General features: G+C 56.6%; 13 protein-coding genes. 4 read left to right on the top strand and 9 right to left on the bottom strand.

Going from position 1 to position 13,398, the window contains the following annotated elements; genetic code table 11:
- Positions 1-46: 46 nt before the first annotated feature.
- On the bottom strand, positions 47-907 hold the full coding sequence (locus tag F1381_RS06285; protein WP_151733975.1) for a DUF421 domain-containing protein: 861 nt from the start codon (positions 905-907) through the stop codon (positions 47-49).
- 192 nt (positions 908-1,099) lie between these two features.
- On the opposite strand from F1381_RS06285, the gene F1381_RS06280 reads away from it, so the two are divergent.
- Together F1381_RS06280 and F1381_RS06275 are read left to right on the top strand one after the other, a co-directional pair.
- Entirely contained in the window at positions 1,100-1,306 is a 207-nt protein-coding gene (locus F1381_RS06280; protein ID WP_151733974.1) for a DUF1657 domain-containing protein, read from the top strand.
- A gap of 206 nt (positions 1,307-1,512) precedes the next feature.
- Entirely contained in the window at positions 1,513-2,940 is a 1,428-nt protein-coding gene (locus F1381_RS06275; RefSeq protein WP_151733973.1) for a helix-turn-helix domain-containing protein, read from the top strand.
- Between the two features lie 379 nt (positions 2,941-3,319).
- Here F1381_RS06275 and F1381_RS06270 read toward each other — a convergent pair whose 3' ends face one another.
- Both F1381_RS06270 and F1381_RS06265 read right to left on the bottom strand, forming a co-directional pair.
- Positions 3,320-4,375 (bottom strand): Gfo/Idh/MocA family protein, encoded by a 1,056-nt coding sequence (locus F1381_RS06270; RefSeq protein ID WP_151733972.1) that lies wholly within the window; start codon positions 4,373-4,375, stop codon positions 3,320-3,322.
- Between the two features lie 22 nt (positions 4,376-4,397).
- The gene (locus F1381_RS06265) at positions 4,398-5,285 is read right to left on the bottom strand and encodes a sugar phosphate isomerase/epimerase family protein (RefSeq protein WP_151733971.1); all 888 of its coding nucleotides are present in this window, start codon (positions 5,283-5,285) and stop codon (positions 4,398-4,400) included.
- A gap of 125 nt (positions 5,286-5,410) precedes the next feature.
- On the opposite strand from F1381_RS06265, the gene F1381_RS06260 reads away from it, so the two are divergent.
- Positions 5,411-6,307, top strand: a complete 897-nt coding sequence (locus F1381_RS06260) for a helix-turn-helix transcriptional regulator (RefSeq protein ID WP_151733970.1) — start codon at positions 5,411-5,413, stop codon at positions 6,305-6,307.
- 18 nt (positions 6,308-6,325) lie between these two features.
- Here F1381_RS06260 and F1381_RS06255 read toward each other — a convergent pair whose 3' ends face one another.
- The 5 genes from F1381_RS06255 to F1381_RS06235 all read right to left on the bottom strand — a co-directional run bounded on the left by F1381_RS06255 (position 6,326) and on the right by F1381_RS06235 (position 11,383).
- Positions 6,326-7,207: a DUF3221 domain-containing protein gene (locus tag F1381_RS06255; protein WP_187355218.1), complete on the bottom strand. Its 882-nt coding sequence runs from the start codon at positions 7,205-7,207 to the stop codon at positions 6,326-6,328.
- Positions 7,208-7,302: 95 nt separating this feature from the next.
- A complete protein-coding gene (locus F1381_RS06250) occupies positions 7,303-8,406 on the bottom strand; it encodes a Gfo/Idh/MocA family protein (protein WP_151733968.1) in 1,104 nt (367 codons plus the stop codon).
- Between the two features lie 22 nt (positions 8,407-8,428).
- Positions 8,429-9,154 (bottom strand): ThuA domain-containing protein, encoded by a 726-nt coding sequence (locus tag F1381_RS06245; protein WP_151733967.1) that lies wholly within the window; start codon positions 9,152-9,154, stop codon positions 8,429-8,431.
- Between the two features lie 50 nt (positions 9,155-9,204).
- Positions 9,205-10,359, bottom strand: a complete 1,155-nt coding sequence (locus F1381_RS06240) for a Gfo/Idh/MocA family protein (protein WP_151733966.1) — start codon at positions 10,357-10,359, stop codon at positions 9,205-9,207.
- 1 nt (position 10,360) lies between these two features.
- Positions 10,361-11,383, bottom strand: coding sequence for a LacI family DNA-binding transcriptional regulator (locus F1381_RS06235; protein ID WP_246187925.1), 1,023 nt, complete (start codon positions 11,381-11,383; stop codon positions 10,361-10,363).
- Positions 11,384-11,572: 189 nt separating this feature from the next.
- On the opposite strand from F1381_RS06235, the gene murI reads away from it, so the two are divergent.
- Positions 11,573-12,352 (top strand): glutamate racemase, encoded by a 780-nt coding sequence (gene murI / locus F1381_RS06230; protein ID WP_151733965.1) that lies wholly within the window; start codon positions 11,573-11,575, stop codon positions 12,350-12,352.
- Positions 12,353-12,413: 61 nt separating this feature from the next.
- Here the strand turns inward: murI and F1381_RS06225 are convergent, their stop codons facing one another.
- The gene (locus F1381_RS06225; RefSeq protein WP_151733964.1) at positions 12,414-13,289 is read right to left on the bottom strand and encodes a LysR family transcriptional regulator; all 876 of its coding nucleotides are present in this window, start codon (positions 13,287-13,289) and stop codon (positions 12,414-12,416) included.
- Between the last annotated feature and the right edge of the window lie 109 nt (positions 13,290-13,398).

Below are 13,398 nucleotides of genomic sequence, written 5' to 3'. Positions count from 1 at the left end.
GCCGGCATCCCTGCGGATTGCCCGGCTTTCAGATGCCGTAGAGCATTTAATTCTGAATAAACGGCTTCAGCTTCTTCAGCAGCTTCTGTAACTCCCGGGAGCTGTTACCGTACATATGCCTGGCCGCTTCATTCTGTGTAGATAAGCCGAACAGCTCCAAGTCAGCCTCACATTTCTTTAGCAAGGCATATAATTGCGGCTTGTCCTGCGGCTTGGGCACCTGCACCTTGTCCGCATACAGATCCGCATAAAGCTCGCCGTAAGCGTCAACCTGGCCAAGGAACACGTTCTGGACGGTAAGGCCCTGCTTCGCAAGCGCGCCGTCCAGCCATTGCCGGGTCAAGCCCAGTGTATCAAGCGCCTCGTCCATGATTTTGCCGTCCATAATGACGGCCTGCGCAGCCTGCTCCGGTGCAACCTTAATGCCGAGCTGCTGCGGGGTCAGCGGCTGGTTCTCCCGGTTCAGCAGCACATTGATCGCCCCGTCCGACTCCATGATGGCAAATTCGACATCTGCGAGCTTGAATACATCCTTTTTCCGCAGTTCGGCCAGCAGTTCATCCGTAGTCAGACGTTCCTTCTTCATGTTATCTTCCAGAATTTTGCCGTCCTTGATCAGCACCGTCGATTTGAAATCGATGAAATCCCGGGCCTTCTTGCTTTTGATTTGCAGATATTCAATCACAAACGAGAGACCAACCCATACCCCTAAGGCAATCAGCCCCAGATGCCAGGTCTTATCCGTATCCAGTGAAATATAAGCCGCTAAACTTCCGACTGTGATTCCGGTGATGTACTCGAAGAAAGAAAGCTGCGACACCTGTCTTTTACCCAGCAGCTTGGTCAGAAAAAAGAGTACAACCACGGCGAAGAACGTGCGCCACATCACTTCGAGCCATTCGGGCATAACCATTCCCTCCTATAGACATTATGTAATTTCCGCAATGCGGATAAGTTCATTTTCTGCCAGATGCCGCCTGTTTATCCGGTAAACGGACTGCAAAAGGCTGGTGTTTTCTCCCTGTATATCATCCGCTCCAGCAGGAATACTATGCGTTGACCGCAAGCTAATTTATTCAAACGGAGGATGAAACCGCATATGACAGTCGCCGCTCAGGTAAAAACTTGTCTTGCCTCTCTCAAAAGTGCTCAGGCCAGCCTGGAGCAGTTCGCGCTGGAAACGCAGAATCAGGAAGCCAAAACGCTGTTCACCAGCGCCGCCGAGCAGACTCAGCAAATCGTGCAGCAGGTCGAAGGCCGCGTCACACAGCTTGAACAGGAAGAGCCGCAATACAGAGGTTTCTAATTTTAATCCTGGAGGGACTAGAATCCCTGGAGTAAGGAGCTGCGATGGTTGCAGCTCTTTTTTTCGTCTTTTTCAAGTTGTTTATCGCTTAAAAACGTAATTTTTCACATATTCTTCATTCTCCAAGCTTGAATGGCCCGTATACATGTATAATAATGGAATATATATGTATCTTTCGACATCATGTTAGGAGGCTCCGTCCCGCTTTGAACGATCAAATCACGATGCTGACCGAAATTGAAGATTACATGTCGAGGGAATCCTTATCCATATCCCGGTTTGCCGAGAAATGCGGCCTGCATTCGGGAACGCTGAGCAACATCATCAACAGTAACCGTCCGATTGCCATGCAGCAGCTGGACCGGATCACAGAGGCCATGGGACAAAGTGCGGGGTATTATTACGACCTTTATATCGATAGCTATATATTGGGCGGCTCGGCCAACTGGCGGCGGATCGGTCCCCTGCTGCTTCGGTGCGCGGAACTGGACAAGCTGGAAGCGATACGCCGCGTAGTCGGCAATATTCTGGATCATCTGGTTTATTTGCCGCTATTGTTCGAGAGCGCCGAGGAATTATACCACCGTCATCTGTATGCGGCTGCGGCAATCATTTATGAAAGTGTAGCCGAAGGCGAGCGTCTGCAGCACTCCGAACGTTTGGCTTTGTGCCGCTTCCGGCTGTTCCATATCTCCCTCGGGGACAACCAAGCCGCCAATCTGCATGCCGCCAATCAGTTCGAGCCCTATGTGGAACGTCTGGACGAATGCGACCAGCTGGATGCCATCAAGACGCTGGCTGATGTGTATGCCTCCCTGCGCCAATGGGACAAAGTCGAATACTGGGCAACGCTTCTCTCGCGTAAAGCTTCCGTTCAATATCAATATTTTGCCCATAATGACCCGTCCGAGAAGCAGTCCTCCCGTCCGCTGATCTATTATGTTATGTACGGCTATCTGTCTTTAGCGGGAGTGAATGATGAGCGGGAAGATTACGGTGAGGCGTTACGCTACACCTTAATGTACAGCGACACCAGCTGGATAAAGCTCCCTGTCAGCGATGAAGAGGCTCTGATTGTTGAACAGTTTCAGGAATGGGCGACAACGAATCAGTATTTATACCGCCTGATGTCGGGTCAGACTGCGGTACTTGCTGAATATATCGGCTATCTGCAGCCGCGCGAGCAGGAAATCTTTCCGGCCCTATTCAAAATCATGCAAGCCGCCAACCGGTTCCAGATGGATGTCGATCATATCCTGGAGCGGTTCCACCGCCATTTGGCCTATCAGGAACAGCAAAGCAGGTTAGGCTCATTCACAGAGCCCTTAACGAAGGACCGCTATACCCGGTTCCTGACGGAGTTGGCGATCTATCATTTGAGGAAAGAACGCTGGGACGATGGCCTTCATTATCTGCTGGGAAGTCTGGAATACTCCATCCGCATTATGAGCGACTCCAACATCGCCATCTGCATCGGGTTATTCGAGAAGTACCGGGCGCATGCTCGGCCGGAGCATGTTGAACGCTATCACCACTACATTTATAGCGAATTAAACTCGCAGAAATATAAGGATCTGGTGTATTGTTTTTTGCCGAACACCTCCCGTATACCGTCAACTGCCGAAGTCCGGTGAGGATACACGGCGCCTCTTGTGCAAAGAAAGAAGCTGTCTCCTAAGCCATGAATGGCCGTTTGGGGACAGCTTCGTTTCGCATACAATGGGCCCGTTCACCTTCGCGGCGGCCCATTGTATTCGATTTTTCGCATACAATGGGCGCGTTTAGCTTCGCGGCGGCCCATTGTATTCGATTTTTCGCATACAATGGGCCCGTTCACCTTCGCGGCGGCCCATTGTATTCGATTTTTCGCATACAATGGGCCCATTTCCCTTCGCGGCGGCCCATTGTGTTCGATTTTTCGCATACAATGGGCGCGTTTACCTTCGCGGCGGCCCATTGTATTCGATTTTTCGCATACAATGGGCGCGTTTACTCTTCCGTTATTGAAAGAAGTTATACCACTGGTACTCCGGCTCGATCCAGGAGCTCTGCAATCTCCACCTTACGGCCGCACCGGGCGCTTTCCAGCGCACCGAAGACCATAGCCATGCTGTAGCGGTTATCACGGCAGTCCGTCTCCGCCGGCCGCATCTCTTTAAGCGAGAGGAACATCTCCGCCAGACAACCGTGATGAAAGGTTTCGCTCAGCTCGGCCGGCTCCGCCTCCACCCGCACATAATCATGAATGAACTTGCCGGAGGAGTCCGGGGCAATGATCTCCGCATACGGCATCCCTTGGCCGTCCCATAGCGCAGCGCCCTTCTCGCCCTGAATCCGCCAGGAAGCTTCCCAGGAGGTAGGCGCTCCTTCTGCGCACCAGGAACCCTGGTAAGAGAACACCGAGCCGTCGGACATTTCAAAGATGCAGACCGCCGCTGCGTTGCCTGCGTACCAGGAGCCGTGGGGATTGAATTCCTGGCAGTAGACCGTCACCGGGTCGGCTCCGCTGATCAATCGGGCTTGGTCGAAGGTATGGATGGCCATGTCCAGAAGAAGGGGACTTTGCATGGCATCGCGGAATCCGCCGAAATGCGGGGCCAGGAAAAAGCTCGCCCCGATATATCCCGGGCGGCCGATCGTACCTGCCGCCACCAGCTTCCGCAGGGCACGGATGCGCGGATCAAACCGGCGGTTCTGCATCACGGCATGACTGCGGCCGCTGCGCCCGGCTAATGCCACAATCTGGTTGCACTGCTCCATGGAAGCGGCCAGCGGCTTCTCGCTGAATACATGGCAGCCGGCATCCAGCGCCGTTCCGGCCACGGCAAAGTGGCTCTCCGGCACGGTAACATCAAAGACCAGATTGGCTCCGGTCTCTGTTATCGCCTGCTGCAGATCGGTGTAAATCCCGGCAGTCAAACCGTACTTGGCCGCCGCTGCTGAAGCCGCTTCCGCGCGCAGGTCCACCAATGCGACAATGTCCGTATCCTTTCGTTTCAGGGCGTAAGTGATCCACTCGCCGGCCATGGCTCCGCAGCCGGCGACCGCCACTCGGTAGTGTGCTGTCATGATGGTATTCCTCCTCAGGCGTTTATACCGGATTCGGCACAAAGCTGCCGCCCCGGCAAGTCTTCAGGTAATTCAGTGCATGCACCTGCCCTGTCATTTCCAGCTCATCCCGGTAGACGGGATCATGCCAGCCTTCGATGTCAATGGTGCCCTGATATCCGGCTTGCCGCAGAATCGTAATGACGTCGGTCCAGTTCGTATCTCCGAAGCCCGGTGTCCGGTGCCAGACATACGGCTTCGGTCCATGAATGCCGTATTCCCGGACCACATCCCAGGCAATCGTGGCGTCCTTGCCGTGAACATGGAAGATCCGGTCCGTCCATTTGCGCAGCTGCGGAATCGGATCGATCAGCGCGACCATCTGGTGACAGGGCTCCCATTCCAAGCCGAGATTATCCGCCGGTACCGCGTTGAACATCTTCTCCCAGGCGGTAGGATTATGGGCGATGTTCCAGTCCCCGGTCTGCCAGTTGCCGTCCATGGAACAGTTCTCAAAGGCGATGCGCAGCCCGCGGTCCGCTGCCCGCTTGGACAGTTCGCCGAACACCTCTGCAAACCTGGGTAAGGATTCATCGATGGATTGACCGGTCAAACGTCCGGTAAAGCCTGACACAATATCGGCCCCGAACAGGTGCGCATGATCAATCAGCCGCTCCCAGCTGGCCAGTGTATCGGCATTATCGCCGGTACCGGTCAACGGATTGCCGAAGATGCCGACGGAAGAAATAACGAAATGATGCTCGGCAGCCAGCTCGCGTACTCGCGCTGCCGTGTCAGTAAGATCGGTGTCACCGGTAGTCTGCCAGAAGGTAAGACTGAACGATTCAAAGCCGTGGTTCACAATCTGCGGGATGACTCTGACCGCGTCTCCTCCATTGACCAGGGTTCCAATCCGAATATTGTTATCCATCTTGTTTACCACTCCAATATTGGTTATTATTATTTCCAGCAAGCCAAGTATAACGCTTACTTTCGGCGATTTCTCTTACTATCTTGTGCGAATATAGTCCAATCTTGCGGGGAGCTGAAGCCAGGGTGACCTATCCGAACGAACTCAAGGAATACCCTCAGCTTGAAGAAAGCACCTATCCGTTCCGGCTCTTCTTCAACGAATGCCGAGAGGCGAAGCCGGAGCAGAATATCCTTTATCTCCACTGGCATGAACATATTGAAATTATTGTCATGCAAGAAGGGCATGCCATCTTTCACGTGGACAGCAGCCCCTATGAAGCCGGTCCCGGCGATGTGCTGATTGTACCGCCCGGCGGCCTGCATGTCGGGTACAGCCGGACTACCGGCAGCGTGTCCTATGTGTCCATAGTATTCCACGCTTCGCTATTTAAGGACCGCAGCCAGGATCTCCAGCATGAGCAATTGGTGGCTCCTTATCTGAACAACCGCTGCCGGTTTCCGGTCAAGCCGAAAGAGCGGAACAGCGACTGCTCCGCTTATTACGGCCTGCTTGACGGGATGATCCGGGAGGTGCATGCCAAAGCACCGGCATTTCAGCTGGTCGTCAAGAATCAGCTGCATCTCTTCCTCACTCTGCTTGCCCGCCTGTTTCCGCCCCAGCCCGGAGCCGTTGGTGCAGGGATCCAGCGGCATTCGCGGACACAGGAACGCTTCAAACCGCTGCTGGAGTATCTGGAGCGGCATTATGACGAGAAGCTGACGATTGAAGAGGCGGCCGGCCGCGTCAACCTCAATCCTTATCATTTCTGCAAGACCTTCAAGAAATTGACCGGGCGCACCTTCATTGATTATGTGAACCTGTGCCGGGTGAATGAAGCAGACCGGCTGCTGCGCGAGACCGATCTGACCGTAACGGAGATTGCCGGCCGGGTCGGCTGCGACAATCCCAATTACTTCACCAAGCTGTACAAGCAGTATAGAGGTAAGACACCTTCAGGAGCGCGCAAAGCCCTGAGATAGTGCGGACGCCTGCTTCGGTTACTGTTCGACCAGTTCGAGCCGCCGCACGGTCCCCTGGGCCGGGAGGGAGCTATTGATCGTGCCGGTACTCCAAATCTTGACCTGCTGGCCCTGGCGTATCCCGCCGGCTCCGGTTTCCCTACCGTCAGCCTCATAGATCTTGGAGTACTCATCGAACGAGAACCAATAGGTCGGTTCGGGCTGACCAGGCTCTTGGATCAGGATCTGCGCCTGTTCTCTGCTACCGGAAGCAATCTCTACGATGGTTCCGGTAACATGCGGTTCACCAAGCGCCGTCGGCGCAAACAGAAGCATATCGGAGCCCAAGTGTTCCCCGATCTCTGCCTCCGCCGCTTCCAGAGCATCATCCGGCAAATCAATGACAAGCCGGTTACGGATAATATCGACAGTAGATCCGTAAAGCTTCAACCGGGCCATCAGTCCGGAGTCCGCCAATTCCTGCTGGACGGCGATCAGCTCCGCTGCCGTAAACTCCACGTTGTGCAGCTCATAGGTATCCCCTGTATATTTCGCAGCAAAACCGGACATGATCTCCGGAGTTAGCCCGACAATATTTATATGCACCTTCGCATTCTCCAGATAGATATCCCCGTTCCGGAGCTTCTGTGCCTGCAGATAGGCTATAACATCTTCCGGCGTAGCCGGGAATTTGCCGGAATTGGACTCGTCCGGCTGCGATTCGTCCGGTTGAGATTCGTCCGGCTGAAATTCATCCGGCTGCGATTCGTCATGCTGCGATTCGTCCGGCTGCGATTCGTCCGGCTGAAATTCGCCTGCCCCGGCGGCGCCGGGAGCCTGGAGCGCGGGACTTCCTTCTCCGCTGCAGCCGCCAAGCAGCAGCACTGCCAATAACACAAATGCGCCTTTGCGCAACGCCATCATAGACCCACCTTCCTTCAGTTGCTTAATTTCCAAACGAAGGAAGCAGGAGATAGGTTGCACAAAGGCGCAGATCGTCCGTTAATTATGGCCGATCAATCCAGTGTATAAGGAGCCAGTCCGTCCGGCAGCGGTGCAGGGCGGCTGCAGGTGCTCTTCATCCGGTAAAAGGCCTGCGCATCGGCGGAATCATACAAGGCCCACATCGCCTCCAGCACATGGTACGCGAGCTCGCCGCTGGCGCGGTGCTGCCGTCCCTTGCGGATGGCATAGGCCATATCCGCCGGGCCGATGCCCCGCGTATTCTGATCATAGCCGGGCAGCAGCGGCTGCTCGCTCCAGCTGTTCTCCCCGGTGCGGCGGTAAAGCACCGGACCGCCGAAGGTATTCGGGTCGGGTACACGCAGCGTCCCTTCCGTCCCGTAAATCTCGATCGGCGGCAGATCGGTTCCACCGAAGATATCGAAGCTGGTAATGAGCGTGGCAATGGCGCCGCCGGCGAATTGCAGCGTGCCGGCGACATGCGTCGGCACTTCGACCGGAATGAGCTGCCCGGCCTTCTTCTCGCTGCTGATGACGCGTTGCTCCAGCGCCTTGCCGGTCATGCCAGCCACTTGCGCAACCGGTCCGAGCAGCTGGATCAGCGCCGTCAAATAATACGGCCCCATATCGAACAGCGGCCCGCCGCCCGCAGCATAATAGAATTCCGGGTCCGGATGCCAGTGCTCATGCCCCCGGGCCATCATGAAAGCCGTAGCCGCAACGGGGCGGCCGATTTGGCCATCCTCCAGCAGCTTCAAGGCGGTCTGGATGCCCGCGCCCAGGAACGTCTCGGGCGCGCTGCCCACCAGCAGGCCCCGTTCCGCCGCTAGCTGCAGAACCGCTTGCCCTTCTTCCCGGGTAACGGTCAGCGGCTTCTCCACATACACATGCTTGCCCGCCTCCAGCGCCCGCCGGCTGATATCCGCGTGGGCGGCAGGAATCGTCAGGTTGATGACGATTTCAATATCGGGATCACTGAGCAGCTCTTCCACCGTATACACATGGGGAATACCGTATTGCTCCGCCTGTCCGCGCGCCCGTTCCGGATCGATATCCGCACAGGCGTACAGGGACAGAATTTCAAATTTACGGCAGTTTTCCATGTAGATGCCGCTGATTTTGCCGCAGCCGATGATGCCTACCTTCACTTTCTCCATTCGAGATTCACCTCCTGTCTCTTTATTGACTGTCTGCCATGCCTGTATATCCGGCGGCTCCGGCAAGCCCCTGCAGCGCTGGCGCATTCTGTTTGCCTTCCGCCGCCCACAGCAGGCCGCGGCGCATCAGCTCCTTCACCTGCGGCAGTGCGACAATGTCGGCATGATGGCCCAGCGAATTATAGTACACGCGGCCGTAACCCCAGCGTTTAGTCCAAATGACCGGCATATCAGCCGCTTTATTGAAGGAATGCGGTCCTTGAATGACCGGGAAGCGGGTGGTGGCCAGCACCTCCACCGCCGGGTCGACATGCAGATAATATTGCTCCGTGCAAACAGTGAAGTCGCCGATGCCATCCACCAGCGGGCTGGAGCTGTGGCGGATTTCGACTGTGTAGTTCACTCCGTCATTCCCCGGATGCGCCACCCATTGCCCGCCCGTCATGAACTGCCAGTCAACATTGTTGCGGAAGGCGTCGCACATACCGCCGTGACAGCCTGCGAGCCCGGTTCCATTCTGCACGGCCGCCGATACATTATCGACCAGCCGCTGTTCAATCTGCCCCATGGTCCATACCGGGACAATCAGGTCCAGTCCCAGCAGCTTCTCCCGGTCGGCGAACGCCTCCAGCGTATCGGCCACCTCTACCTCGAAGCCCGCTCCGCGGAGCAGACCGGCGAATATGCCGGCCACCTGCTCCGGCTCATGTCCGTCCCAACCGCCCCAGACAATCAATGCTTTGTTCATCGTCCATTCGCTCCTCTGCATGAATCAATTATGGTTTCCTGCATGCTTGCTTAGTGAACCTCTATCCAGCGCCGTTCTGCAGCGGAACGCTCCACCGCTTCCAGCACCGCCTGGCATTTCACCCCGTCGCGGAAATTCGGCACCGGCTGCCGCCCTGTTTCTACTGCGTTTGAAAGCTCCAGCATTTCGTGGATAAACGTATGCTCGAAGCCGATCGTATGCCCCGGCGGCCACCATGCTGCAGCATAGTCATGAACCGGGTCAGTGGCGAGCACCCGCCGGAAGCCCTGCACGTCCTCTTCATCCGAGGTGAAGTAGACCTCCAGCTCATTCATCCGCTCAAAGTCAAAGCGCACGCTGCCCAGGCTGCCGTTAATCTCAAAAGCGTTGGTGGAGCGGTGTCCGGCTGCGAAGCGGGTCGCCTCAAAGCTGCCCAGCGCCCCGTCCTTGAACCGGGCCATAAACAGCGTCGCATCGTCGACCGTTACCGGTCCCCGCGGCCCTCCGGCTCCGGCCTTGGCGCTGAGGCCTGTCATCTCGGCCGCGAGCGGCCGCTCCTTGACGAAGGTCTCGCTCATCCCGATCACCTCCGAGATATCGCCGACCAGAAAGTGGGCCAGGTCGATCAGATGCGCCCCCAGGTCACCCAGTGAACCCGAGCCGGCCACATCCTTCTGCAGCCGCCAGACCAGCGGGAATTCAGGATCGAGAATCCAGTCCTGCAGGAACCAGGCGCGGAAGTGATAGATCTTCCCGAGCCGGCCGCTGTCCACCAGCCGCTTGGCCAGCTTAACCGCCGGGGAGAAGCGGTAATTGAAGCCGATCATATGCAGAATTCCGGCAGCTTCGGCTGCCTCCAGCATCTCGCGGGAATCCGCCAGGCTCAGCGCCAGCGGCTTCTCGCAGAAGATATGCTTGCCCGCCCGTGCCGCTGCCAGGGCGATCTCCTTATGGGCGTCGCTGGGCGCATTGATATCGATCAGGTCGATATCCTCGCGGGCCACCAGCTCGCGCCAATCGGTCACCGCCTCCTCCCAGCCGAGCTGCGCCGCAGCCTGTCTTACCGCTTCACCGTTACGACCGCAGATAGCCTTCATCTCCGGCTTCAGTGCCTCCGGGAAGAACATCGGCAGACTGCGGTAGGCATTGCTGTGGGCCTTTCCCATAAATTTGTATCCGATCATTCCGATTCGCAGCTTATTCATCTTACTCCTCCTTCGTTTTGATCGATGAGGCACGGACAATCAGCCGGGTCGGCAGCTTGACCGAAATCGCCTGATTCCGGCATTTGTCCGCATCCAACTCCGGCAGCTCCAGCACCCGGGCGGCGGCAATCGCTCCCAGGTCAAAGAACGGGACCCTGACGCTGCTAAGCGCAGGCACCGTCAGTTCTGCGGCATCGGAGTCGTCGTAGCCGACGATGGCCGGCATGCGCTCCGGCGTAATGCCCAGCTCCCGCAGCCCCTGCTGTAAGCCGATCGCCATCCGGTCGTTGGCGACCACCAGCCCTTCAATGCGCTCAAGCTGCGCAGCTACCGTCTTCGCCGCCTCATATCCGCTGCGGCGGCTGAAGTTGCCCTCCAGCAGCAGCGCCGGATCAGGCAGCAGACCGGCGGCTGCGAGTGCGCTTTCATAACCGCATAGGCGGTCCCGGCTGTTCGAGTAGGCTGCCGGGCCGTTCAGGAAGGCGATCCGGCGAAGGCCCTGCTCCAGCAAATGCTCAGTCGCCTGCCGGGCGCCGGCAACATGGTCGGCATCGACCTCATGGAACCCTTCGGCGGCGAAATGCTGGTTGATCAGGCAGTAGGGATGGCCTTCTTCATGGAGCAGCCGCAGAGCGGCCAGCTCTCCCGGCTCTTCCTTGGTACCCAGTATGATGCAGGCATCGACTTTCCGCATCCGGAAGAGTCCGCAATAATCGGGCGGCTCATCCGAATCGCGGAAGATTACCAGGAGATCATAGCCTTCTTCCCTGGCTTTACTGCCGATCCCGCTGAGAATTTCCGAGAAATAATAGGCGGAGAATAACCGCGCTTTGGGCAGGTTAGGCATAATAACGCCCAGATTGCCGCTGCGCCGCCGGGCAAAGCTGCGGGCCAGCGAGCTGGGCGTATACCCGAGCTCGCCGGCGGCGGCCAGCACACGCCGGCGGGTCTCCTCTTTCATCGGGCCGACATTATTCAGCACACGCGATACCGTGGCTTCGGATACGCCGGCCCGCTCAGCCACCTCTTTGCGACTGGCGATAACGGATCACCTCTCTTGCTGCACACCCGGCAAGCCCAGTGGGTACGCCCAATATTTTAATGTACACGCGTACATTCTCTCATGTACCCTTCCATCCGTCAACCTGTGAATGATAAAATAAAACAATTAAAAGCCAAAGACAAGTAAATTCACGAAAGAATGGTGTGCACTTTGAAGATCGGATTCTTTGATTCGGGGATCGGCGGATTGACCGTACTCCACCAGGCCCTGAAATTGCTGCCGGATGAAGACTATCTGTTTTATGCCGACAGCGCCCATGTTCCCTATGGGGAGAAGCCCAAAGAAGAGGTGAAACAATATATCGCCGAAGCTGTGCGGTTTATTTTCAGCCAAGGGGCCGAAGCCCTGGTTATTGCCTGCAACACCGCGACCAGCATTGCTGTACAAGAGCTCCGCATGCAATACGACTATCCTATACTCGGCATTGAGCCTGCCGTCAAGCCTGCTGTGCGGCAGGTCGAAGGCACTCCCAAGAAGGTGCTGGTGCTCGCCACCCCGCTGACCTTGCAGGAGGACAAATATCATAACCTCGTCAAGCGCCTGGATTCCCGGGATATCGTCGACAGTCTCGCCCTTCCCGGCCTGGTCCGCCTGGCTGAGCGCTTTGATTTCCGTGAAGAAAGCGTCCGTCCTTATCTTCGGGAGCAGTTCGCCGGACTGGAACTGTGCAAGTACGGAACAGTTGTGCTGGGCTGCACCCACTTCCCCTATTTCATTCCCGTTCTCCGGCAGCTCTTCCCGCCGCAGACGCAGTTTATTTCCGGCAATACCGGAACGGCGCGCAACCTGAAAGCTATTCTCGGAGGAAGGACATCCCTTGGCTCCGGCAGCGGAAGGATCGAATATTACGCCTCCGGTTCCCGGGTTGATGATGAGGTGCTGCTCTCGCAATACGCCGGTCTGCTGAAGAGGCTGGACCCTATTCAGTAGCAGTGTATAACCGATACATTATACAGCGGCAGTTTAAGGCCTGGACCTTGAGCTGCCTTTTCTAATTGTGCTTGTTCAGCCAATCCTGCACATGGCGCAGAAATCTCCGTGTGGCCGGGGACGCATAACGCAGCGAACCCACGGCAATGCCCAGCGAACGGAAGCTGCGTTCCTCCAGCTCCAGAATGGCGATGTTGTGACTCTGGCGTGTAATCACGAGCTCCGGCAAAATACTGATGCCCAGCCCGTTCTCCACCATCGCCATAATCGCATAATCGTCTCCGGCGGAGAAGCGGATATTGGGCTTGATCCCCGCTTTGTCCAGCACGCGGCGGGCATCATAGTCGGAGCCGGCCTTCTGAATGATGAAGTCTTCATAAGCAAGCTGCGCAAGCGGCATATACGGGGCTTCGCTTAACGGATGATCCTTGGCAACAATGGCCAGCATCCGGTCCCGCTTCAGCGGAATGACCTCGAAGCTTTCGCGTGTGGGAAGCGAGATGAAGCCGCAATCCACCACTCCCGCTTCAATCCACTGCTCAATTTCCAGATACGTGCCCTCCATCAGCTTAAACTCGATATACGGATACTCCGCCCGGAATTCCTTGATCATCCCCGGCAACCAGTGCACAGAGACACTCGTGAAGGTGCCGATAGTGATCGTTCCCGTCTCCAGGCCGTGGATTTCGGCCACCCGCTGCTTAAGCTGCTCATTCCAGTTCAAAATCTCACGGATCGGCTGCAGCACCTGTTCCCCGTTGACCGTGAGCTTGACGCCGGAGCGGCTGCGGACCAGCAGGGCGAACCCGAACTCCGATTCGAGGGCGCTGATCGTATGACTGATCCCTGACTGGGTAAAGCCCAGCACCTCGGCAGCCTTGGTCAGGCTTCCCAGCTCCACTACCTTCAGAAACACTTCATATTTACTGATGCTCAAACCGTTCCAGCCCCCTCTTTTGCATGAATTACTCTCATGTATCCTATGACAAACATTCAGTTAACTTATGGAATAACGCATATTATACTATACTCAGCTGACAAGAAGA

Source organism: Paenibacillus tengchongensis (genome assembly GCF_008973665.1).
Classification (GTDB): domain Bacteria; phylum Bacillota; class Bacilli; order Paenibacillales; family Paenibacillaceae; genus Paenibacillus_AQ; species Paenibacillus_AQ tengchongensis.
The sequence above is the reverse complement of the archived record's forward strand: the minus strand, read 5'-3'. Positions and strand labels throughout refer to the sequence as shown.

Bases quoted from the DNA above. Each gene is read 5' to 3' on its own strand.
- F1381_RS06285 (WP_151733975.1), bottom strand. From the start codon at position 907: ATGCCCGAATGGCTCGAAGTGATGTGGCGCACGTTCTTCGCCGTGGTT.
- F1381_RS06280 (WP_151733974.1), top strand. From the start codon at position 1,100: ATGACAGTCGCCGCTCAGGTAAAAACTTGTCTTGCCTCTCTCAAAAGT.
- F1381_RS06270 (WP_151733972.1), bottom strand. From the start codon at position 4,375: ATGACAGCACACTACCGAGTGGCGGTCGCCGGCTGCGGAGCCATGGCC.
- F1381_RS06265 (WP_151733971.1), bottom strand. From the start codon at position 5,285: ATGGATAACAATATTCGGATTGGAACCCTGGTCAATGGAGGAGACGCG.
- F1381_RS06255 (WP_187355218.1), bottom strand. From the start codon at position 7,207: ATGGCGTTGCGCAAAGGCGCATTTGTGTTATTGGCAGTGCTGCTGCTT.
- F1381_RS06250 (WP_151733968.1), bottom strand. From the start codon at position 8,406: ATGGAGAAAGTGAAGGTAGGCATCATCGGCTGCGGCAAAATCAGCGGC.
- F1381_RS06245 (WP_151733967.1), bottom strand. From the start codon at position 9,154: ATGAACAAAGCATTGATTGTCTGGGGCGGTTGGGACGGACATGAGCCG.
- F1381_RS06240 (WP_151733966.1), bottom strand. From the start codon at position 10,359: ATGAATAAGCTGCGAATCGGAATGATCGGATACAAATTTATGGGAAAG.